Annotated in this window: 26 protein-coding genes and 1 pseudogene; 20 read left to right on the forward strand and 7 right to left on the reverse strand. The window is 44.0% G+C overall.

Features of this window, described 5'->3' with window-relative positions; genetic code table 11:
- Window positions 1-38: 38 nt before the first annotated feature.
- Window positions 39-716 (reverse strand): HAD hydrolase-like protein, encoded by a 678-nt coding sequence (locus BLS23_RS02260; protein WP_341845028.1) that lies wholly within the window; start codon window positions 714-716, stop codon window positions 39-41.
- A gap of 120 nt (window positions 717-836) precedes the next feature.
- Here BLS23_RS02260 and dcuS point away from each other — a divergent pair, with 120 nt between their 5' ends.
- The 12 genes from dcuS (at window position 837) to BLS23_RS02320 (ending at window position 13081) form a co-directional block, all read left to right on the forward strand.
- Entirely contained in the window at window positions 837-2441 is a 1605-nt protein-coding gene (gene dcuS / locus BLS23_RS02265; protein WP_089650907.1) for a DcuS/MalK family sensor histidine kinase, read from the forward strand.
- On the forward strand, window positions 2438-3145 hold the full coding sequence (locus BLS23_RS02270) for a response regulator (protein WP_089650908.1): 708 nt from the start codon (window positions 2438-2440) through the stop codon (window positions 3143-3145). Before dcuS ends, BLS23_RS02270 begins: the two co-directional genes overlap by 4 nt.
- Window positions 3146-3281: 136 nt before the next feature.
- Window positions 3282-4469, forward strand: a complete 1188-nt coding sequence (locus tag BLS23_RS02275) for an NAD(P)-dependent malic enzyme (protein WP_089650909.1) — start codon at window positions 3282-3284, stop codon at window positions 4467-4469.
- 34 nt (window positions 4470-4503) lie between these two features.
- The gene (locus BLS23_RS02280) at window positions 4504-5835 is read left to right on the forward strand and encodes a 2-hydroxycarboxylate transporter family protein (RefSeq protein ID WP_089650910.1); all 1332 of its coding nucleotides are present in this window, start codon (window positions 4504-4506) and stop codon (window positions 5833-5835) included.
- Window positions 5836-6023: 188 nt separating this feature from the next.
- Window positions 6024-7001 carry a LacI family DNA-binding transcriptional regulator gene (locus BLS23_RS02285; protein ID WP_089650911.1) on the forward strand — a complete coding sequence of 326 codons (978 nt, stop codon included), beginning with the start codon at window positions 6024-6026 and terminating at the stop codon, window positions 6999-7001.
- A 5-nt stretch (window positions 7002-7006) separates the two neighbouring features.
- On the forward strand, window positions 7007-7897 hold the full coding sequence (gene rbsK / locus BLS23_RS02290) for a ribokinase (protein ID WP_089650912.1): 891 nt from the start codon (window positions 7007-7009) through the stop codon (window positions 7895-7897).
- Window positions 7894-8280 (forward strand): D-ribose pyranase, encoded by a 387-nt coding sequence (gene rbsD, locus BLS23_RS02295; protein WP_089650913.1) that lies wholly within the window; start codon window positions 7894-7896, stop codon window positions 8278-8280. The genes rbsK and rbsD overlap by 4 nt, the downstream gene beginning before the upstream one ends.
- 14 nt (window positions 8281-8294) lie before the next feature.
- Window positions 8295-9785, forward strand: a complete 1491-nt coding sequence (locus BLS23_RS02300) for a sugar ABC transporter ATP-binding protein (protein WP_089650914.1) — start codon at window positions 8295-8297, stop codon at window positions 9783-9785.
- On the forward strand, window positions 9778-10734 hold the full coding sequence (gene rbsC, locus BLS23_RS02305) for a ribose ABC transporter permease RbsC (protein ID WP_089650915.1): 957 nt from the start codon (window positions 9778-9780) through the stop codon (window positions 10732-10734). The genes BLS23_RS02300 and rbsC overlap by 8 nt, the downstream gene beginning before the upstream one ends.
- A gap of 10 nt (window positions 10735-10744) precedes the next feature.
- Entirely contained in the window at window positions 10745-11683 is a 939-nt protein-coding gene (rbsB, locus tag BLS23_RS02310; RefSeq protein WP_089650916.1) for a ribose ABC transporter substrate-binding protein RbsB, read from the forward strand.
- Window positions 11684-11832: 149 nt separating this feature from the next.
- Window positions 11833-12651 (forward strand): MBL fold metallo-hydrolase, encoded by an 819-nt coding sequence (locus BLS23_RS02315; protein ID WP_089650917.1) that lies wholly within the window; start codon window positions 11833-11835, stop codon window positions 12649-12651.
- Between the two features lie 46 nt (window positions 12652-12697).
- Window positions 12698-13081, forward strand: coding sequence for a VOC family protein (locus BLS23_RS02320; protein ID WP_089650918.1), 384 nt, complete (start codon window positions 12698-12700; stop codon window positions 13079-13081).
- 140 nt (window positions 13082-13221) lie between these two features.
- On the opposite strand, the gene BLS23_RS02325 is transcribed toward BLS23_RS02320, so the two are convergent.
- The 5 genes from BLS23_RS02325 to BLS23_RS02345 form a co-directional block, all read right to left on the reverse strand.
- The gene (locus BLS23_RS02325) at window positions 13222-13593 is read right to left on the reverse strand and encodes a hypothetical protein (RefSeq protein ID WP_089650919.1); all 372 of its coding nucleotides are present in this window, start codon (window positions 13591-13593) and stop codon (window positions 13222-13224) included.
- Window positions 13568-14122 carry an acyl-CoA thioesterase gene (locus BLS23_RS02330; protein ID WP_089650920.1) on the reverse strand — a complete coding sequence of 185 codons (555 nt, stop codon included), beginning with the start codon at window positions 14120-14122 and terminating at the stop codon, window positions 13568-13570. The genes BLS23_RS02325 and BLS23_RS02330 overlap by 26 nt, the downstream gene beginning before the upstream one ends.
- A gap of 210 nt (window positions 14123-14332) precedes the next feature.
- Window positions 14333-15217 (reverse strand): cidABC operon transcriptional activator CidR, encoded by an 885-nt coding sequence (gene cidR / locus BLS23_RS02335; protein ID WP_089650921.1) that lies wholly within the window; start codon window positions 15215-15217, stop codon window positions 14333-14335.
- A gap of 300 nt (window positions 15218-15517) precedes the next feature.
- Entirely contained in the window at window positions 15518-15709 is a 192-nt protein-coding gene (locus BLS23_RS02340) for a hypothetical protein (RefSeq protein ID WP_089650922.1), read from the reverse strand.
- Window positions 15710-15721: 12 nt separating this feature from the next.
- A complete protein-coding gene (locus BLS23_RS02345) occupies window positions 15722-15901 on the reverse strand; it encodes a hypothetical protein (protein WP_089650923.1) in 180 nt (59 codons plus the stop codon).
- Window positions 15902-15980: 79 nt separating this feature from the next.
- On the opposite strand from BLS23_RS02345, the gene BLS23_RS02350 reads away from it, so the two are divergent.
- The 7 genes and pseudogenes from BLS23_RS02350 to BLS23_RS02375 all read left to right on the forward strand — a co-directional run bounded on the left by BLS23_RS02350 (window position 15981) and on the right by BLS23_RS02375 (window position 19467).
- Window positions 15981-16364: a VOC family protein gene (locus tag BLS23_RS02350; protein ID WP_089650924.1), complete on the forward strand. Its 384-nt coding sequence runs from the start codon at window positions 15981-15983 to the stop codon at window positions 16362-16364.
- Entirely contained in the window at window positions 16348-16857 is a 510-nt protein-coding gene (locus tag BLS23_RS02355) for a GNAT family N-acetyltransferase (protein ID WP_089650925.1), read from the forward strand. Before BLS23_RS02350 ends, BLS23_RS02355 begins: the two co-directional genes overlap by 17 nt.
- Window positions 16858-16982: 125 nt before the next feature.
- Window positions 16983-17858 (forward strand): serine/threonine protein kinase, encoded by an 876-nt coding sequence (locus BLS23_RS02360; RefSeq protein ID WP_089650926.1) that lies wholly within the window; start codon window positions 16983-16985, stop codon window positions 17856-17858.
- 65 nt (window positions 17859-17923) lie between these two features.
- Entirely contained in the window at window positions 17924-18403 is a 480-nt protein-coding gene (locus BLS23_RS02365; protein WP_089650927.1) for a GNAT family N-acetyltransferase, read from the forward strand.
- A 145-nt stretch (window positions 18404-18548) separates the two neighbouring features.
- Window positions 18549-18974 (forward strand): metallothiol transferase FosB, encoded by a 426-nt coding sequence (gene fosB / locus BLS23_RS02370; protein ID WP_089650928.1) that lies wholly within the window; start codon window positions 18549-18551, stop codon window positions 18972-18974.
- Window positions 18975-19078: 104 nt separating this feature from the next.
- Window positions 19079-19174 (forward strand): annotated as a pseudogene (locus BLS23_RS21965) (DinB family protein); the annotation flags it as partial.
- 77 nt (window positions 19175-19251) lie between these two features.
- Window positions 19252-19467, forward strand: a complete 216-nt coding sequence (locus BLS23_RS02375) for a hypothetical protein (RefSeq protein ID WP_089650929.1) — start codon at window positions 19252-19254, stop codon at window positions 19465-19467.
- Between the two features lie 76 nt (window positions 19468-19543).
- On the opposite strand, the gene BLS23_RS02380 is transcribed toward BLS23_RS02375, so the two are convergent.
- Complete coding sequence (locus tag BLS23_RS02380) at window positions 19544-19771, reverse strand: hypothetical protein (RefSeq protein WP_089650930.1); 228 nt, start codon at window positions 19769-19771, stop codon at window positions 19544-19546.
- Between the two features lie 412 nt (window positions 19772-20183).
- Between BLS23_RS02380 and BLS23_RS02385 the strand changes: the two genes are divergently transcribed.
- Window positions 20184-20570: a hypothetical protein gene (locus BLS23_RS02385; RefSeq protein ID WP_089650931.1), complete on the forward strand. Its 387-nt coding sequence runs from the start codon at window positions 20184-20186 to the stop codon at window positions 20568-20570.
- The last annotated feature ends 1 nt before the right edge of the window (window position 20571 follow it).

The raw sequence follows: 20571 nt of genomic DNA on the forward strand, positions 1-20571 counted from the left end.
CTTCCCTCGTTAAGGAAAGCTGATTTTTTATATCTTCGTCAAACGTACATCTTTTCTATTTCTCGTATCACTTGGTTTAGTGCAGAGAAGTCATCAATGACATGATCCGCTTTGGCGAGCTCGTCTTCTTGAGCAAAATCAAACCGGCAGCCTACAGAAGTCAAACCATTTTTCTTAGCGGCATGAATGTCGGATAAGCGGTCTCCGACGACAATTCCCTGCTCAAAGTTGTATTTTTCCTTAATGGCCGCCACCAAATCTGTTTTGTCCAACGAGTCGATCTGCTCGATACTGAACGTTTCTGTCACCCATCGGTCCAGACGATAGTATTCGACGATGGCACGTAAATAATCAATCAGACCGTTGCTTGCTATGTATAGAGAGTGGCCTTCTTTATGCAAAGCTTCCAGGACTTCTTCCACCTGTGGGTAGAGCGCGCCTTTCCCTTTTTGAATATTGATGATGAGTTTTTCTAAGAAATATGCATCGATTTCTTTCCTTTGATGATCCGAGTGGTTAGGGAGTAACGTTTTCCACACCGTTGGCAGCGGTACCCCCATGATTTCTCTGTATTTTTGCAGCGGGGTCTCTTCGTGCCATTCGCCTCTGTCTTTCAGGTGGTTGAAGGTCTCTTCTAAAGAAACCTCAAGAATTCGTTCGGTTTGGAACAGTGTTCCGTCCATATCGAAGATCAGTCCTTTTGACAATGGACTCACTCCTTCCTTCAATTTGTATCTGACATTTGTTATTATACTAAAAATTGATACAATTTTGAAAAGCGGTTATTGTTTAATGACACATGTACGATTAATCACTTCCTATTTAGGAGAATGGACATGAAACAACCACGATATAAATTGAGCACCATCATTATCTTCTTCGTTCTACTTGTTGTGTTTTTTTCTTTGTTAATCACAGATTTGTTGATTACAGAAAATACGAGTGATGAGATTCGTGGACAGCTGGAAGAGAAAGCATTGATTATTTCACGGACGGTCGCTGAATCACAAATTGTTCAACAAGAGTTGGAAAGTGAAGAAATTCAAGGGACGATCCAGGACTATGCCATGAGTATTCAAGAGGCGAGTGACGTCCTGTTCGTCGTCGTTATGAATATGGAGGGAATCCGTCAATCCCATCCAGACCCCGGGCGGATTGGTCAAGCATTTGTAGGGGGAGATGAAAAACGAGTGCTGAACGGCGAAGAGTATATTTCCATTTCGGAAGGAACGCTTGGACATTCTGTGCGTGCGTTCACCCCGATCTATGGAAGGGATGGGGAGCAAATGGGAGCGGTCGCTACAGGGCTTTCCTTAGATGCCGTGGAAGCTGCATTGGAGAAGAACCATCAAAACATTTTAATCGGATCCTTGATCGGAAGCCTCGTAGGTGTCATTGGTGCGTTTCTTCTGGCCCGCTACATCAAGAAGAGCCTGTTTGGGCTGGAGCCGGCAGCGATTGCGAAGATTTATGAGGAACGAAACCGGATGTTTCATTCGGTGAGAGAAGGGGTCATTGCGGTAGATGAGGAGGCTCGCATTACATTTATCAACCATTCAGCCAAGGAAATCTTTCAAAAAGCAGGCATCTATGAAAAGGAACCGGTGGGACTTGCGATTGCTGAATATCTTCCTGATTCGAAGCTCGATCGTGTCTTACAAACGGGGGAGGCTGAAGTGGATGAAGAGCAGAACATTCAAGGGTCTTCCATTATCGTGAACCGGGTTCCTTTGATTGTGAATGGAGCTGTTGTAGGGGCGATTTCGACTTTCCGGGATAAGACAGAGGTGAATCGACTGGCTGAACAGCTGACCGGTGTACGTTTGTATGCGGAATCTCTTCGGGCCCAGTCTCATGAGTTCAAGAACAAACTGCATGTGCTGCTTGGTATGATTGAAATGAAATCTTATCAGGAGGTCCATACATACATTAAACAATTAGTCGACCATCAAGTTCGTGAGACCACTTCGTTGACGGATAAAATTAAAGATCCTGCTTTGGCTGGATTTATGATTGGGAAGCGCAGTTATGCAAGGGAACAACAAGTCGATTTGACCGTTCAATGTGAGACGATCATTCCCCCGGCAAAGGATCCAAACGTAACCCATGAACTGATTACCATTATAGGAAATCTAGTAAATAATGCGATTGAGAGTTTCCATACGGAAGAAGGAAAAAAAGTTTCTGTTGACCTATCATATGTGGATGATTTGTTAAGCATGGACATAAGCGATAACGGGAGTGGGATTGAAGAGCGATTTAAAGAAGAAATGTTCAGGAAGGGGGTTTCAACGAAAGGTGACAATCGTGGGTATGGTTTACATTTGGTGAAAACGAGTGTGGAGGCATTGGAAGGTTCATTGGAGATCGAGTCGAATGGGCAGAATGGAACCTCTGTGAGTGTCATCATCCCATTTGAATTGAAGGAGGATGTGGAATGATTCGCGTACTAATCGTAGAAGACGACCCCATGGTGGCTGAATTGAATCGCAAATATTTGAATCAGCTTCAGGGGTTTCAGTTGATCGCAACAGCCGCTAACACGGAGGAAGCTCATGACTGGCTGAACCGGGCTGCCATTGATCTCGTGTTATTGGATGTTTATATGCCTGGGGAAAATGGTTTGCAATGGTTGAAAGAGCTTAGAAATAGGGAAGATGATTTGGATGTGATCTTGATTACGGCCGCTTCTGAGAAGGAGAAGATCCAACAATCCCTTCGTCTCGGGGTGGTGGATTATTTGGTCAAACCCTTTGAATTCAATCGCTTTCAAGACGCTTTACTTTACTATCAAAAAAATACTTCTATATTAAAAGATAAGCAGAAAGTGAACCAAGGGGAGCTTGATCAGATTTTCCGTAAGAATGAATATCCAAAGGATAAAAACATTCCATTACCGAAAGGATTAACGAAAAATACTTTGGAGCATATTATTGAGGTCATTAAGAAGAAAGAGGGGACGGCATTTTCTACAGATGACATCGCTCAAGAAACGGGGATATCCAGGGTGTCGGTGAGGAAATATTTAAAGTTTTTAACATCCGAGGACATCCTTGAAGAAACGCTGATCTATGGAGTAGGGCGCCCTGTCTATCAATATCATATCAATGGATCGAGAGCCCTTCATTCCACATTCTATCTATGAAAAAAAGCAGTCTTCTCAGGCTGCTTTTTTTAATTACAATAAAATCATTATTTTCATATGGTAGGCATGGTCTTTGATTATTCCTATGATGGAACCATCATTTGAAAGCGATTTCTCGTAAATGGAGGGAATGAATATGCACAAAGATAATAGAAAGAGAGAAACACTAGATTTGCACCGAGCTTATCGTGGGAAAATCGAAATCAGCAGCAAGTTACCGGTGGATTCAGAAGAAGAGTTAAGTCTTGTCTATACACCGGGGGTGGCTGAGATCAGTAAAGCCATTGAAGAAAATCCGGATGTAGCAGATGAGTTGACGTCCAAAGGGAACATGGTGGCGATTGTGACAGATGGAACGGCTGTATTAGGACTGGGAAATGTAGGCCCTAAAGCTGCTCTCCCCGTCATGGAAGGTAAAAGTTTGTTGTTCAAAAAATTCGCGGGCATTGATGCATTTCCTATATGCCTGAATACACAAGACCCTGAAGAAATCATTTCAATCGTCAAAGCTCTGGCTCCTACTTTCTCTGGCATAAATCTTGAAGATATTTCAGCTCCAAGATGCTTTGAGATCGAAGCAAGGTTGAAAGAAGAGTTGGATATTCCTGTTTTTCATGATGATCAGCATGGGACGGCCATTGTCGTCTTAGCGGCATTGCTAAATGCATTGAAAGTGGTTAAGAAAACGAAACAAAAAGCGAGAGTCGTCATCAATGGAGCAGGTGCTGCAGGCATTGCCATCGCTGAATTGCTTTTATATGCCGGTTTTTCTGATATCACCCTTGTCAGCCTTGAAGGTACTTTAAGAAAAGGAGAAGCATGGATGAATGCGAAGCAGAAAAACCTTGCTGAGCGCACGAATCATGACATGCGTTCAGGTGGATTGGAAGAGGCCATTGAAGGGGCTGATATCTTCATCGGAGTCTCGGCTCCTGGAGTCATGAACAAAGAACATGTTCAAAAGATGAACAAGGACCCGATCATCTTCGCTTTAGCTAACCCTATCCCTGAAATTTATCCAGAAGAAGCTTGGAAAGCAGGAGCGAAAGTTGTAGGAACCGGAAGATCGGATTACCCGAACCAGATCAATAATCTGCTGGCGTTTCCCGGAATATTTAAAGGAGCACTGAGCAAGAAGGTCAGAAACATCACCCCTGAGATGAAAATCGCTGCAGCAGAAGGGATTGCGGCGGTCATTTCTGAGAACGAGCTTAGTCCGGGATATGTGATTCCAAGTGCCTTGAATGAAAAAGTGGCCCGCGCAGTCGCCCGTGCTGTTGAAGAGTCTGTAGAAGATAGAGTTGAACGCTTAGCCACCTGCTAAGCGTTCACCAATTAAAAGAAAAGGAGAGGATTACATGTCGAGTTCAGCGGAAAAGATTCATAGGAATCCGTCCAAAGAGGCAAACGTCACCCCTTTTGTACATGAAAAAAAGAAAGCGATTACAATATTTGGTCTTCCTCTACATTGGTTTGGTGTCATTACTGCAGTGACGTTGGTCAGTATGTACACAGGAAACCTGCCGGGAGGAATGCTCGGAAGCCTTCTCGTTATGATGGTGCTTGGTGAGCTCTTCGGTTGGCTTGGAGACCATACCCCAATCGTTAAAACCTATTTAGGTGGCGGGGCGATCATCGCGATCTTTGGAGCGGCCTATATGGTGTATGGGGGATGGATTCCTGAATCAACGGTAACGATGATCACGGATTTCATGAAAAGCGGAGGGTTCCTGAATTTCTATATTGCTGCTTTAATCACGGGAAGTATTCTTGGTATGGATAAAAGCATTCTCATAAAAGTCGGCCTCAAATATTTCCTTCCGATCTTCGGAGCCGTGATCGGAGCTATGGCTGTAGCTGGTCTGCTCGGATCTCTTGTAGGGTTTTCTCTAAGGGATGCAGTCCTTGTCATTACGATGCCGATCATGGGAGGAGGAATGGGGGCTGGAGCCGTTCCGATGAGCCAGATTTATAGTGAATTGATGGGGAACGATCCCAGCTACTATATCTCCATGCTTGTTCCAGCACTTGCTCTCGGAAATGTGTTTGCCATTATTCTAGCAAGTATTCTCGATATCATTGGCAAGAAAAATCCTTCGTTAACAGGGAACGGGCAATTGTTGAAAGGTTTCCAATTCAAAGAAAAGCCATCATCCTTTGACGTGCAGAAGATGGGTGTAGGATTGATGACCGCCATTCTCTTCTTTACGGTCGGGACGTTATTGGCTGGTTTTATACCTCTTCACGCCTATGCTTTGATGATCATCATTGTAGCTGTTGTGAAAATCGCAGGGATTCTGCCCCAAAGCGTACTTGATGGCGCGAATCAATGGTATAAATTTGTCGCTAAAAACTGGACGCTGGCGCTGTTGTTTGGAATCGGAATCGCTTATACAGACTTGAACACGGTCCTTGAAGCCTTGACGCTTCAGTACATCCTTACGGTTCTTGGTGTCATTATAGGAGCGGTCCTTGGAGCAGGGTTGCTTGGGAAGCTGGTTGGTTTCTACCCGATCGAGTCCGCGATTACGGCAGGTTTATGTATGGCAAATATGGGTGGAACAGGGGATGTGGCTGTTTTATCTGCATCGAAAAGGATGGAACTGATGCCTTTTGCTCAAATTTCTTCCCGCTTGGGTGGTGCTCTCATATTGTTGCTTGCTGGATTGATTATTCCTTTACTTATGTAGTGAAGTAAAAAAGCTTTTCCTGAATTCTACTCAGGAAAAGCTTTTTATTGTTATTATCTTCATCATGTTTAATCATTAAAAACAGCCAATTAAATTCAAATTGTATCTGTTCTTATCAAAAAGTTCTTGCAAACGATTACAAAGGTGTGGTACTTTATCTGTAACCGGTTACACACAGAGGTGAACGTATGGTAACAATCAAAGATGTTGCACGTGAAGCAGGTGTTTCAGTAGCCACCGTTTCACGCGTGTTGAATGATAACGGCTATGTTGGAGCAGATACTAGAAAAAAAGTGATGGAAGCCATTGCTGAATTGAACTACAGTCCGAACGAAGTGGCACGTTCCCTTTACAAAAGGGAGTCCCGTTTAATAGGTCTGCTTTTACCTGATATTACGAACCCGTTCTTTCCCCAGCTTGCGAGAGGGGTGGAAGATGAACTGAGCCAGGCAGGTTATAGACTTCTGCTCGGGAACAGTGATGAAAATATACAAAAGGAATTGGATTATATACAAACGTTCGTTCAGAATAATGTGGTCGGAATCATTACGGCAACCAATCACGTCGATTATAAAATCTATGAGGCTCTGGATTTGCCACTCGTACTTTTGGACAGGGCGTCGGAAAACTATCCAGCTGTTTTTGCAGATGGTAGAGAGGGTGGCCGCCTTGCAGCAAAGACCCTCATTGAAAAGGGATCAAAAAGAATTACGCTCGTGAAAGGACCGGCCAATATAAAGCCTGCCCAGGATCGTTTCCAAGGAGCTATCGAAGAGCTGAGCCAGGCAGATGTTGATTTCTCTGTCCTGTCCACGACCTCCTACTCTTTTGAAGAAGCGCAGGGCTGGGCGGAAGAATTGTTTGATAAGTTCTCAGATACAGATGGAGTCATTGCGAGTAATGACATTGTCGGGATCGCGATCGTTCATGAGGCCCTGGAACGTGGAAAGCGTATTCCGGATGATGTACAAATTATCGGTTATGACGATATTCCACAAAGCCGCCTGTCCTACCCGACCCTTTCCACGATTCGCCAGCCGGCCTATGAAATGGGCAGAGAAGCGGCAAAACTTTTAATCCGAACGATAAAAAAAGAACCAGGTGTGGAACAAACCATTCAAATGCCTGTGGAATTAGTAGAAAGAAAGACGACACGAAAGGATTGAAACCTATGAAGAAACCTAAAATAGCTGTCATCGGCAGCTCTTCCATGGATTTAGTTGTTACATCCAAACGGCGGCCGGGAGCTGGTGAAACGGTTCTTGGCGAATCTTTTGAAACCGTACCTGGAGGCAAAGGAGCGAACCAGGCTGTTGCTGCTGCACGTTTGGGAGCAGATGTGTATATGATCGGCCGTGTAGGTGAAGACGCCTATGGGGTGGACATCTTAAGTAATTTTAAATCGAATGGCGTTCATACGGATTATGTGGAACCGGTTACACACGAAAAAAGTGGGACAGCTCACATCATATTAGCTGAAGGAGATAACAGCATTGTAGTTGTAAAAGGAGCCAACGATCACGTTACGCCTGAGTATGTGAAGGATAAAAGAGACTTCATTAAGACGTGTGACCTTGTGATGATTCAGCAGGAAGTCCCCGAAGTAACCGTGACTGAAACGGCCCGACTGTGTCAGGAGCTTGGTGTGCCCTTGTTATTGAACCCGGCACCAGCAAGGGAAATTCCTGATAGAGTGGTGGAACAAGTGAGCTATCTTACGCCGAATGAACATGAAGCTGCCCTCCTTTTTCAAGGAGAAGAACTTGCAAAAGCATTAAAGAAATATCCGAATAAACTGTTCATTACAGAAGGAGCGGCGGGCGTCCGCTACTTTGATGGAAAAGAAGAAGTGCTCGTTCCGTCTTATCCTGTGAAACCTATAGACACCACGGGCGCGGGCGATACGTTTAATGCGGCCTTCGGAACAGCTATTGCAGAAGGGATGGACTTGAAAGACAGTCTGCGCTTCGCGAATCGAGCGGCATCTCTTTCAGTTACAGGGTTCGGAGCTCAAGGCGGCATGCCGACGAGGAAAGAAGTAGAAGGAGGACTCTTGGAATGAAACGACACGGCCTTTTGAACAGCCATCTATCCAAAGTTTTTGCAGACCTCGGTCACACCGATACCATCGTTGTTGCTGATGCGGGACTTCCCGTGCCGGACGGAGTGAGAAAGATCGACCTCTCTTTAAAGGAGGGGGTTCCTTCTTTTCTTGACGTCGTAGAGGTATTGAAAGAAGAAATGGTTGTCGAACGTGTGACGATAGCAGAGGAAATGGATCAGAACCCCTCTGTTCATAAAGGGATGAAAGAATGGTTTGGGGAAGTCGATTATCTCTCTCATGAAGCATTGAAAGATCATTTAAAACAGGCGAAAGCAGTGGTGAGGACAGGGGAAGTCAGCCCATATGCGAACTGTATTCTTCACGCTGGAGTAACTTTTTAAAGAGGTGAGCGATCATGGAAATCCGGATGAACCAGATTCATAAAGCTTTCGGAAAGAACAAAGTCCTTGAAGGCGTTGATATTCATATTAAAGACGGAGAAGTTCATGCATTGATGGGTGAGAATGGCGCTGGGAAATCTACGCTTATGAATATCCTGACAGGGCTGCATAAAAAGGACCAAGGTACAATTGAAATTGATGGAAGGGAAAAAACATTTGCTAATCCGAAGGAAGCGGAAGAATACGGCATTGCCTTTATTCATCAAGAGTTGAATGTTTGGCCGGAAATGACGGTGCTGGAAAACTTGTTTATTAATAAGGAACCGGTTACACATTTTGGGCTTATTCATACAAGTAAAATGAAAGCGGTTGCTAATGATCAGTTTGAGAAGCTTTCCATTTCTATTCCACTTCATAAAGAAGCCGGTCAGTGTTCGGTTGGTGAGCAACAAATGATCGAGATTGCTAAAGCCCTCATGACGGATGCCAAAGTGATCATTATGGACGAGCCGACAGCTGCTTTGACAGACAAAGAAATAGAGAAGCTTTTCGACGTCATTCGGTCATTGAAAAAATCTGGCGTATCCATCGTTTATATCTCCCACCGGATGGAGGAGATCTTTACGATTTGCGATACGATCACGGTCATGCGTGATGGGCAGACGGTGGATACGAAGCCGATTCCTGAAACGAATTTTGATGACGTGGTCCGGAAGATGGTCGGACGTGAACTGACCGATCGTTTTCCTGCGAGAGAAGCGAAGCCTGGAGAAACTATGCTGGAAGTGAAAAACCTTACCAAAAAAGGCCTCTTCGAGAATGTGAACTTTCGTGCCAGGTCAGGTGAAATCGTCGGCGTCGCCGGATTGATGGGCGCTGGGCGTACGGAAATCATGCGCACGATTTTTGGTTTGGATGGGAAGTACCAGGGCGACATTTTCATCAATGGAGAAAAAGTGACAGTGAAAAGCCCGAGCTATGCGGTCAAGCTCGGCCTTGGTTTCATTACGGAAGATCGAAAAGAAGAAGGGCTCGTTCTCGATTTCCCGATTCAGGACAACATCGCCCTCCCGAGTTTGTACAGTTTTACAGATAAAGGACTTATCGGAGAAAAGCGCGAGCGAGAATTTGTCGATTTGCTCATCAAAAGGCTGACGATTAAAACTGAATCAGCCAAAACGGAAGCAAAGAATTTGTCAGGTGGAAACCAACAAAAGGTCGTCATTGCAAAATGGATCGGGATCGGTCCAAAAGTTCTCATCTTGGATGAGCCGACCCGGGGTGTCGATGTTGGTGCCAAACGGGAGATTTATCAATTGATGAATGAGCTGACCGACAGAGGAGTAGCGATCATCATGGTTTCTTCAGAACTTCCGGAAGTATTGGGGATGAGTGATCGTGTGCTCGTGGTCCATGAAGGAACCATAGCTGGAGAACTTTCCAAAGCGGAAGCTGATCAGGAAAAAATTATGACACTGGCAACAGGAGGTAAAGTCAATGATTAATGCAATCAAAAAATCAAATCATGTAGGAAACGTGATGCAGAAATTAGGACCATTCGTTGGTTTACTTGTATTGATGGCGACAGTTTCCATTATTAACCCTAATTTTCTTGAACCCTTGAACTTATTGAATCTATTGAGGCAAGTCGCAATTAATGCTCTGATTGCCTATGGGATGACATTCGTAATCTTAACTGGAGGCATCGATTTATCCGTCGGATCGATTCTTGCCTTATCCAGTGCCTTGATGGCCGGGATGATGGTCTCAGGTGTGGACCCGATTTTAGCAATTTTAATTGGGTGTTTGCTTGGTGCATTGATGGGAACGGTCAACGGTCTGCTTATTACAAAAGGGAAGATGGCTCCGTTCATCGCGACCCTTGCAACGATGACGATGTTCCGCGGACTGACGCTCGTTTATACCGACGGAAACCCGATTACAGGTCTTGGCGACAGTTATGCTTTTCAACTGTTCGAAAGAGGATATTTCCTGGGGATTCCAGTTCCAGCGATTACGATGCTGCTTGCTTTTGCTGTCTTGTGGGTGATTTTGCATAAAACTCCATTCGGTCGTAAAACGTATGCCATCGGCGGCAACGAGAAGGCTGCACTCATTTCAGGTATCAAAGTTTCTCGGATTAAAGTGATGGTCTACTCACTCGCTGGACTGCTTTCAGCGCTTGCCGGGGCTATTCTTACATCGAGATTGAACTCGGCACAGCCGACAGCAGGTACGTCATACGAACTTGATGCGATCGCTGCTGTTGTTCTTGGCGGGACGAGCCTTTCCGGCGGACGTGGTTTGATTATTGGGACGTTGATTGGAGCTCTGATTATCGGAACGTTGAATAATGGTTTGAATCTTCTCGGCGTATCATCCTTTTTCCAAATGGTGGTCAAAGGTGTCGTCATCATCATTGCCGTACTAATCGATCGAAAGAAAGCAGCATAGGAGGGGTAACATGAAGAAGCTAGTCGTATTACTGATGAGTTTATCCCTGGTGTTCCTTGGTGCTTGCTCGCTGCAGCCACCGGAATGGGCCAAACCCAAAGGGGATAAAAATCCGGATGATATCAAAATTGGTTTATCTGTATCCACGCTGAACAATCCATTCTTCGTCTCTATGAAGGAAGGGGTAGAAAATGAGGCTGCGGCTCAAGGGATGGAAGTCGTTGTCGTAGATGCGCAAAATGATGCAGCTAAACAAATCAATGACGTGGAGGATCTGATCCAGCAAGGCGTCGATGTATTGCTGATCAACCCTACTGATTCTTCCGCCATCTCGACTGCCGTTCAGTCAGCCAACAGCTTGGGCATACCGGTCGTAACGCTTGACCGTTCTGCAGAAAAAGGAGAAGTCGCGACATTGGTCAGCTCGGATAACGAAAAAGGTGGAGAAATGGCAGGGGAGTATTTGGTTGAGCAGCTTGGTGAAGGTGCCAAAGTAGCTGAACTTGAAGGTGTCCCCAGCGCGTCCGCAACACGTGAACGCGGCGCTGGTTTCCACAATATCGCAGATGAAAAACTGGATGTCGTAGCTAAACAAACGGCGAATCTTGATCGGACGGAAGGCTTGAATACGATGGAAAACATCATTCAAGGGAATCCAGACATCGAAGCTGTTTTCGCTCACAATGATGAAATGGCGCTGGGAGCCTACCAGGCTATCCAAAGTTCCGGTCGGGATGTTCTTGTCGTCGGATTTGACGGGAATGATGATGCCATTACTAGTATTAAAAATGGAAACCTTTCCGCTACCGTTGCTCAGCAGCCAGAGGAAATTGGGAAGCTTGCTGTACAGGCAGGGGCAGATGTACTGCAAGGGAAGGAAGTCGAAGATACGATTCCGGTGCCTTTGAAACTCGTGACGCAGGAATCAAATTTGGAAACAGAAGAATAATGATCAGAAAAGAGGCTCTTCACGAGTCTCTTTTTTTATACATCCAAAGTTGTAGAAAGCTTTCCAACCATCGCAGGTGCTCCCTTTTTCATTTTCCAGCTAAGCTGAAGATAGAACAAAAGCGGAACAATCAAAGGGGAGGAAGATCGATGGGAAAGTATATTTGCGAGACATGTGGCGTTCAGTATTCGGAAAGAAAAGAAGCACCAAATAATTGTGAGATATGCAGCGAAGAAAGGCAGTATGTAAACCCGGAGGGGCAGACATGGACGACACATAAAGAACTTGTTCAGACAGAACGATATAAAAACATCATTAAGGAAGAGGAAAAAGGGTTGTACAGCATTACGACAACTCCTAAATTCGGGATTGGGCAGACGGCGTACTTGGTTCAAAAAAATGGCATGAATGTTCTGTGGGACTGCATTACTTATCTCGATCAAGAGACGGTGGATGTGATTCTTGATCTCGGAGGCGTTGATGCGATTGCCATTTCCCATCCGCATTATTATTCCCGTATGACCGGTTGGGCCGAAGCATTCGATGCGCCCGTTTATCTTCATCAGGATGACAGAGAGTGGGTCATGGAAGAGAGCGCATACCTTCACTTCTGGGAGGGGGAATCTATGGAACTCTCAGAAAATCTATCCCTTCAACGTCTGGGAGGACATTTCAAAGGGGGTGCGGTCCTGCACATGGAAAGTGATGCAGAGGGCTTGCTGATGACTGGAGATATTATTCAGGTTGTTGCAGATAACCGGTGGGTGAGCTTCATGTACAGTTATCCGAACTTGATTCCTCTGCCGGCATCAAAAGTTGCAGAGATTGCAGAGAAGGTGAATGGACTTGCTTTCGATCGTATTTATAATGCTTTTCACAACGTTGTAAATACGAAGGCAGATGACGTTGTGCAAAAGTCGGCGGAACGTTACATACGTGCCATTAATGGAACATTATTTGCAACGTAAGTGAACGTTTTTATAGCAAGAATCTTACGTATGGGGGATTGGTAGGATGAATGTTGATGAATTTGGTTTGATTCTGTTTGTCGAGCGTTTTGAACAGTGCGTTAGTTTCTATCAGAATCTATTACAACTACCTGTAAGAAGGAGTCAGGACATGCTCGTCTGTTTCGACCTTTCCATTGGTTATCTTATGGTTGAAAAAGGCGGGGTGGCTCAAACGAGAGAGAAAACGAGGGCCCAGAACCCGGCCGTTCTTCGTTTTGATGTGGAAGACCTCAGCAAGGAAGTCCATAACCTGAAGGAACGTGGCATACACTTTTTACAAGAGAGGTGTGTGTTTGAATGGGGGAAGATTGCGGTCTTTCTGGACCCGGATGGAAATCGTATTGAATTGGGGGAAATCCATACGACCAGTGCATCCTATCGTACATAACAAACAGGATAATAGGATTGGGGCGTTCCACATAGCCGGGGCCTTGAGTGTCTCCTTTTTTCGATAAAGGTAAGGGCCTTTGCCCCATTCAGTTGCTCCTTCATCTGAACGAGGCAGAAGGCCGAGGAGATCCGCATGGCCTATTTAATGAACGTGGACCCTTTTAGCAGTTCCGGTTTAGCTCCTAGTATTAATAGAAAGAGTTTAGCATCTCCCACTTCTCTGTATTGATTTAAAAGATCTTTGACGACAGGGAAATCCTCGTGTTTTTTCAGCTTTTCCACTTCTTTTTTGTAAAGAGAGAGAATTGAACCTTTGATGAATGCTGGATACGTTGTAGTCAATTCTTCTTCCATCAGCATGGCTCCCATATATCCATATTTGATTTGAAGCTGCCGGGTGAAGCTGACCACATGAGTCAACACTTCATAGACATCCGGATAGCGGCGGCTGACTTCTTCCAACCCTTTTTTTGCTTCGTATAATTCATCCAAGCTGGCTAACTTCAACATGTTGATCCTCTCCTTTTTCCCATGGTTTTCCAAGTCCAATGATTTCGGTGAGCTGAGCGCTGTGTTCCCGGCGAATTCGTCTTGTTTTGGCTCGCTCTTCACCAGATTGATAGAGAAATTTCTCCTCCTCTGTCTCAGGAATCACCCTCGGAACTTTGATCGCTTTTTTATTTTCATCGAGAGCGACAAAGGTTAAGAATGCAGTAGCGGCCATTCGACGGTGACCGGTAATCATGTCTTCGGCAATGACTTTACAAAAGATCTCCATCGATTTGTTTCCGGTATAGGAGACGAAGGATTCCACACAAACCGAGTCTGTTTGATGAATCGGATGCAGGAAGTCGATGGAGTCGGTCGAAGCGGTGACGCATTCTTTCACACGTGCATGGCGCCTCGCAGATAATGTGGCATTGTTGTCGAGTTTCTTCATGAGGACCCCGCCGAACAATGTGTTGTAATTGTTTAAATCGTTGATCATCACTTGATCTGTATTGATGACTAAACTTTCTTTCGTGCGTTTCGCTTCCATGAGTGTGCCTCCTGTTTGGTTCGATTTATTATTTCTTTTCAACATCAAGACATGTCTTTGTGTTCGTTGATAATTTCAGTGTACGAGCGATGTCTTCATAAGTGAAATAGCGAATCGTCATAGGTTGTATAGCTTTTATCAATGGAAGTGTTTTCAAGTATTGATTTTGGGCATGAAAAAGACCAGCCCTTCGTGGGAGCTGGTCGATCTTTAATCCATACTCAATCGATCTTGTGTATAAGCGAGCCATTCTTTAGTAGCATACGATATGTATTGGTTTTTCGGCCAAATGATAGCGAGTTCCCAGGCGATGGTCGGCTGAATGACCTTTAGTCGCTTTACGTCTTGTGTAAGCAGACGGGCAACGCTTTTGGGGAGGATGGAAATCCCGAGGTTGGAAGCGATCATTTTGCCGATAAAGTCCCACTGTGAGCTTTCGGAAATGACTTTCGGTATAAAGCCGGCCTCTTTGCAGGAGGAGATGATCCGGTCGTTTAAAACGAAGTCTTTACTGAAGAGGATGAACGAATCGTCTTTGAGCTCTTCCAGTCGAATCTGCTTTCGTCCGGCTAACGGGTGGGCAGGAGGAAGAATGACCTCAAGCTCCTCACTTAAAAGAAAGAAATGGTCAAATTTATCCTCTTGCGTTGGTAACACGGTAATGCCGACGTCCAGTTCCTCCTGAAGGATATTCTCCTCGATTCTTTTCGCCCCATCCTCTATGAGTTGATAGGTAATGTGAGGGTGTTTCGCATGAAAGCCTCCGATAATGTTAATGATCTCCTCGGCGTCCATAATCGGTGGGAGTCCGACTCGTATGTGGCCTTTTTTAAGTCCAAGCAAATCATTGAGCTGGGTATTGAGGTTTTCGAATGCTTTATCAATGGTTTTCGCCTGCATAAGAATCAGCCGTCCCGCATCGGTGAGGATGACCTTTTTTCGTGTGCGTTCAAACAATTCCACACCGAGGTCTTCTTCCAGGTTTTTAATCATTTTGCTGATGGTTGGTTGTGAGATGAATAAATGCTCAGCTGCTTTAGTGAAGCTCTGGAAGCGCGCGACTTCAATGAAATATTGCAAATGGCGGATGTCCATGGTTTTGTACTCCTTTGTTTTTGAATCTTCGGGTTATGTACCATCATAAAGAGAGCGATGCATCTTATCAATGGGGATTTTCTTGGAAGGGGAGCATGGTATGACTTAAGGGAGAAGATTGTCAGCGAAAGAGAGGGACTGCTGGGAAGAGAGTATGACCTGCCCTGCTTACTTTTTGAGTCCCGAAAACATAAGGGTCTATTGCAAGAATGAAAGATGCAGGGCTTGGGAGCACCATGGACGTTTAACTGGAAATCATATACTATGAAACTATAATAAGGAATTCCTTTTATTAAAAGCTCAAACACCTTGACCTTTCCGCCATTTTTTTGGAGGAGGATTAAGGTAAGTGACCCCGGAAAAAAAACCGCCTACAGTCAGTCCTATCATGAGACTCAAATTAATTTCTCCAACAACAAAGAAGCCGAACATCAACGAACCGATGATGTATCCTAAAGCTGTGATCAATCCCCATTGCAGTCTTCGCCACATACGAATACCTCCTTACCCATGATTTCCCCTTTTGAAAAACCACTGCAGCACGAAACGGGTAATGAATCCACATCCTAGAGCAATGAGAATGATGACGATCCATTGATTAGAAACCGCTAGTCCCAGCTGGAAACCCAAGAAGAGGGCGAATCCGAGAGCGAGACCAAGGAAAATTTGTTGACTTCGGGTCATTTTATCAGCTCCATGAAAGGTTTACTTCCTGTTATTACCTTTTTTTTAAAACAGAAAACATATAGAAAGGACGATGTATATGGAATTGACTCATGTGCGATTGCTTGTAGATGATTACCAAGCTTGTTTTTATTTCTACCGGGATACGCTCGGGTTCGAAGTGACGTGGGGAGATGAAAACTCCAACTACGCAGATTTCAAATTCAGAGGTGTGACGTTAGGCGTCTTTGAACGTAGGCAGATGGTGGAAGCACTGGGGAATGTTTATGTAAAGAACGGGAGCAGAGAGGACAGAGCTGCACTCATTTTTAAAGTGGATGACGTGGAGGAGACGTATCAGGAATGGAAGGATAAAGTGATGTTCATTACAGAACCTGTGGAGCAGAAGGACTGGGGCATTAAGGTCGCTCATTTCAGAGATCCCGATGGTAACCTTCTGGAAATCTATGAACAGATCATGTGAGGGGTTGGAGACAGAAAGGTTATCCTTTCGAAAGTATGAGGAAGGTGATTTTCCTTTTCTGTTATCCATGGTTACGGACCCGGAAACTGTAAGCTTTATCGGAGACGGAAAAGTGAAAGATGAAAAGGGAGCCCGGGAATTTTTGCAGTGGATTTACCGTACATATGAAGCTTCGGAAAATCATGGACTGCACGTTCTTGTCCGTAAAGCAGATGGGATGAAGATTGGCCATGCTGGACTTGTTCCTCAATTCATTGACGGAAAAGAAGAGATTGAGGTCGGCTACTGGATAGGCCGGGATTATTGGGGCCGTGGGTATGCGACGGAAGCGGCTGCCGCTCTTTTGAAACATGGAAAGAGGGAGCGGGAGCGATTGATTTCTTTGATTCAGTCCGGAAATATCGCCTCTCAACGTGTTGCTGAAAAAATGGGGATGGAAAAAGAGAAGTCGGTAGTTCTGGATGGAAAAGACGTCTGGATTTATACCGTTTGATAGAAGAGCTTGAAAGGAGGCGTTGTTTTATGAAAAGCAATAGAAGAAATATGGGGGCCATTTTAAGGGTGAGCGTATCATAACCCCTATAAACTACGCGTTATCCCTATTACAGGGAGGATTTTATGAAAACAAAAATGATGGGTGATGTGACCTTTTCTTTGCGGGAGGACCATGATTTTCGTTGGTTGGAAGAAATAGGACACGTGTTTTGTGTCTTTGATGAGCAGGATTCAGGAAACATCAGCTTCGGCGTGGAAAACGTAGATGGGAAGTTTTTTGTTAAATATGCTGGAGCAAGACCGATGGACTTTACGGGGGAGCCAGATGATGCGGTGGAGCGGTTGAAAACAGCCATCCCTGTTTATGAACAGTTGGACCACCCTTTCTTGATCAAGCTTAAAAATCATTTTGCATTAAGGGAGGGGTATGCTGCTGTTTTCGATTGGGCAGAGGGAGAGTGTCTGCATTCACATTGGTCTCATGGCGGACCGGCGAAATATACAGATCCTACCTCCCCTTATTACCGGTTCAGAAATCTCGATGTTACCAAGCGTTTGAAGACGCTGGAGACGATCTTTTCTTTTCATGCCTTTGTGGAGGAGCAAGGATTTGTGGCTGTTGACTTTTATGATGGCAGCATTCTTTATGATTTTATAAATGATGTCACGACCATTTGTGATATCGATTTTTATCGAAAATGCCCTACCTTTAATGATATAGGCGAAGAGTTCTGGGGAGCGGATCGGTCCAAGTCTCCGGAAGAATATGAGCTCGGGGCAGTGATTGATGAGCGTACTAACGTGTACACCATGGGAGCGATTGCGTTTGGGCTTTTAGGAGGGGAGACGGATCACTCGTTGTCGAGCTGGGAAGCTGGTGAAGATCTCTATGAAGTGGCTAGTAAAGCAGTAAATAAGGATAAAGAGGCAAGGTATAAGAATGTTCGAGCATTCATGAAAGCCTGGAAAGAGGTAAAGGAACGGTTGACCTTTACGTAACGGCACCCTTTATGGTTTAGAGAGGTTCTTTCAACAAAGGGAGAACAACATAGGAGGGAATGATCATGAATGCTTCTTCGACGATACGTCTTGTCCATTATTCAAACCGTTACAAAAAAGAGTTGAATGCATTTGCTTTACCTGCCGATCAAGAGAGGTTCACGGCACTGCCAGGGAAAACGTTGGAAAAATCGATGAGAGGCGTATTTCCTTGCGTTATCCTTGAATCCTCACGCCCGGTTGGATTCTTTTTGCTGAATCAAACAGAAAGGGTTTATGAATATACCGAAAATCCTTATGCCCTTTTACTTACCGCCTTCTCCATCAATCATTTGGATCAAGGGAAGGGATGCGCGGAGCGAGCGATGGGGATGCTTAGGAATTTTGTGGGAAAGGATTTTCCGTTTGTAAACGAAATTGTCCTCGCTGTAAATCATAAAAACGTCCCTGCTCAAAAACTCTACTCAAAGTGTGGATTCGTGGATACAGGGCTGCGTAGAGAAGGGAGAATTGGCGAGCAAATCGTGATGCGTTTGTCTTGGTGAATAGCTGGAATGGGGACAGTATAGAAGGCTGTTCCCATTTCAGCTTCTAAAAGCGCGTGAATTGTTCTTTAGGATTGTGAATTCCTCATGAATGGTCCCGGCATGAAACAGCTTCACGCTAAAAAATTTTGAAGGAGGAGATTTTATGAAAATCCAGGGGCTTAACCACTTTCTTTTTTCAGTATCTGACTTAGAAACATCCATCACTTTCTATGAAAAAGTCTTAGGAGCCGAGTTATTAGTTAGAGGGAAATCGACCGCCTATTTTGATCTACAGGGGATGTGGCTTGCATTAAATGAAGAAAAAGATATTCCTAGAAATGAAAATTCAGTTTCCTATACCCACACCGCTTTCACGATTAGAGAATGTGACTTTGATGACGCCTATGAGGAGCTGGTCAGCCTGGGCGTGCCTATCCTTCCGGGGCGGGAGCGTGAAAAGAGGGATAAAAGGTCCATCTATTTTACCGATCCTGATGGTCATAAATTCGAATTTCACACAGGGATACGGAAAGATAGGATCGACTATTACAAAAAGGCAAAACCCCATATGACTTTTTATGATTTATGAATGTACATAGTCAGAAAAGGAACCGTATGATGATGAATCTTGACGAACTTTGGCAACGGACCGATGATTGGTTGTACGAGGACCGGATATGGAATCATCATTCTTCAAACAACTATTTCATTTGGTTTCATGTCTTTGAAGATGAGATCAATCATAGAGGGCAGACGAGAATGATAAAAAAAATGTTGTCCAAAGTATAACGATTGGTTTTATGTATGCCTTCGTGATTCATAGTAAATCCTGTTTCTTTACACCTAATATATAAACGGAGAATCCTATGGTTGTTTTGATATACATGGCGATTAGCATTGGCATCGCATTCTTTTTGGGAATTATCCCCGAAGGGTTTGGAGACACGTTATTGTTAGGAGCAGTACTGGGGGGGTTATTAGGAATCTTCCATCAACTGACTAAGATTTATAAATTATTAAAAGGTGAAGAGGAAAATAATAAACCTGTGGTGAATTCAAGTAAAATACCTTTACGAAGATAAGGTCCATCGTGCATGATCAAGCCTTCCATTACAGGGAGGCTTTTTTTAGTATAGGCATGGACTCAGTATCAAATGCTCAATGGAATCGTATCAGTATCATCACTTTAGAAGGACTGTTCATATGTTCTTGGAATCTGAAATAAGAAAGTTGTATTCCTCTCTTTGCAGCAATGGTTTCTAATAAGTCTACTTCGTTGAACATTACATCCGATAAAGTACCATTAAAGATTTCCGTTAAAACCTTATAGTACATGCCTACGATTTTTTCATTATTAAGCCGATCGTAAATGTTTTTTATATTCATTTAGTAGTCTCCTTTTTTCTAACAACCCAGAGTAGCACATCTCTATATTGGATTTTACTCTTCTCTTCTTTGTTCGTTAAGTAGATTATGCTGAATTTACAATTTTTTAAAAATTAATTATTATAAAGCGTTTAAATATATGGAGTATTCATCATAATTTATTTTCATGGTTGATAGAGAAAGACTGTTTTACACAGGAAACAGAGGACTACTCTCGTTGGGAGTGTGTCTTTTGTGAAAAAGATAATGGAAAGCAGGTTGTTAAGGCTTAATAATTTTCCTTAAATTCCCAATTAATTTATGGGAATATTGGAATGGTTAATGTAGGATTTACATATGAAACGGAAATACGGGACGACCATCTGAAGGGGGAAACGGAAATGAAAAAATAGCCTGGGCTGTAAGCTTAACCTTGATTCTAGGAGTAATAGGAGGAATCGTTTCTTTACGTCTGACAAGTGCGTTAGGGAAAGATGCGGAGGAGGTTCATAACGAACAAGCAATTTCAGGAGAGGAAGTACGTTCTATTGATATCGATACATCAACCGCTGATGTTCAAATCATAAAAGGAGCGAACAATCAGATAAAGGTTGAACTTTTCGGCTCTAACCTAGATCTAGAGAAATACCTTTATAAGTTTCAGGTAGCTGATGGAGTTTTAGGAATTGAGTTGAACAAGAAAGGAATACTTGGTTTTTCATTGGATTTTTCAACCAAGATTAAATGTGGTGGAATACATTTTGAATTAAAGGAGCGTGCCTGCCTTTCTGTGGAGTCTTTCTTGGCAGGCACCAAATGAT

The sequence above is a fragment of the Halobacillus aidingensis genome (assembly GCF_900104185.1).
In the GTDB taxonomy this organism is placed as follows: domain Bacteria; phylum Bacillota; class Bacilli; order Bacillales; family Halobacillaceae; genus Halobacillus; species Halobacillus aidingensis.

Bases quoted from the DNA above. Each gene is read 5' to 3' on its own strand.
- BLS23_RS02325 (WP_089650919.1), bottom strand. From the start codon at position 13,593: ATGTTGAAGTTAGCCAGCTTGGATGAATTATACGAAGCAAAAAAAGGG.
- BLS23_RS02315 (WP_089650917.1), top strand. From the start codon at position 11,833: ATGGGAAAGTATATTTGCGAGACATGTGGCGTTCAGTATTCGGAAAGA.
- cidR (WP_089650921.1), bottom strand. From the start codon at position 15,217: ATGGACATCCGCCATTTGCAATATTTCATTGAAGTCGCGCGCTTCCAG.
- rbsC (WP_089650915.1), top strand. From the start codon at position 9,778: ATGATTAATGCAATCAAAAAATCAAATCATGTAGGAAACGTGATGCAG.
- BLS23_RS02300 (WP_089650914.1), top strand. From the start codon at position 8,295: ATGGAAATCCGGATGAACCAGATTCATAAAGCTTTCGGAAAGAACAAA.
- BLS23_RS02365 (WP_089650927.1), top strand. From the start codon at position 17,924: ATGAATGCTTCTTCGACGATACGTCTTGTCCATTATTCAAACCGTTAC.
- rbsD (WP_089650913.1), top strand. From the start codon at position 7,894: ATGAAACGACACGGCCTTTTGAACAGCCATCTATCCAAAGTTTTTGCA.
- BLS23_RS02355 (WP_089650925.1), top strand. From the start codon at position 16,348: ATGAACAGATCATGTGAGGGGTTGGAGACAGAAAGGTTATCCTTTCGA.
- BLS23_RS02360 (WP_089650926.1), top strand. From the start codon at position 16,983: ATGAAAACAAAAATGATGGGTGATGTGACCTTTTCTTTGCGGGAGGAC.
- rbsK (WP_089650912.1), top strand. From the start codon at position 7,007: ATGAAGAAACCTAAAATAGCTGTCATCGGCAGCTCTTCCATGGATTTA.
- BLS23_RS02320 (WP_089650918.1), top strand. From the start codon at position 12,698: ATGAATGTTGATGAATTTGGTTTGATTCTGTTTGTCGAGCGTTTTGAA.
- BLS23_RS02275 (WP_089650909.1), top strand. From the start codon at position 3,282: ATGCACAAAGATAATAGAAAGAGAGAAACACTAGATTTGCACCGAGCT.
- BLS23_RS02375 (WP_089650929.1), top strand. From the start codon at position 19,252: ATGGTTGTTTTGATATACATGGCGATTAGCATTGGCATCGCATTCTTT.
- BLS23_RS02285 (WP_089650911.1), top strand. From the start codon at position 6,024: ATGGTAACAATCAAAGATGTTGCACGTGAAGCAGGTGTTTCAGTAGCC.
- BLS23_RS02330 (WP_089650920.1), bottom strand. From the start codon at position 14,122: ATGGAAGCGAAACGCACGAAAGAAAGTTTAGTCATCAATACAGATCAA.
- BLS23_RS02340 (WP_089650922.1), bottom strand. From the start codon at position 15,709: ATGTGGCGAAGACTGCAATGGGGATTGATCACAGCTTTAGGATACATC.
- rbsB (WP_089650916.1), top strand. From the start codon at position 10,745: ATGAAGAAGCTAGTCGTATTACTGATGAGTTTATCCCTGGTGTTCCTT.
- fosB (WP_089650928.1), top strand. From the start codon at position 18,549: ATGAAAATCCAGGGGCTTAACCACTTTCTTTTTTCAGTATCTGACTTA.
- BLS23_RS02350 (WP_089650924.1), top strand. From the start codon at position 15,981: ATGGAATTGACTCATGTGCGATTGCTTGTAGATGATTACCAAGCTTGT.
- BLS23_RS02280 (WP_089650910.1), top strand. From the start codon at position 4,504: ATGTCGAGTTCAGCGGAAAAGATTCATAGGAATCCGTCCAAAGAGGCA.
- dcuS (WP_089650907.1), top strand. From the start codon at position 837: ATGAAACAACCACGATATAAATTGAGCACCATCATTATCTTCTTCGTT.
- BLS23_RS02345 (WP_089650923.1), bottom strand. From the start codon at position 15,901: ATGACCCGAAGTCAACAAATTTTCCTTGGTCTCGCTCTCGGATTCGCC.
- BLS23_RS02380 (WP_089650930.1), bottom strand. From the start codon at position 19,771: ATGAATATAAAAAACATTTACGATCGGCTTAATAATGAAAAAATCGTA.
- BLS23_RS02270 (WP_089650908.1), top strand. From the start codon at position 2,438: ATGATTCGCGTACTAATCGTAGAAGACGACCCCATGGTGGCTGAATTG.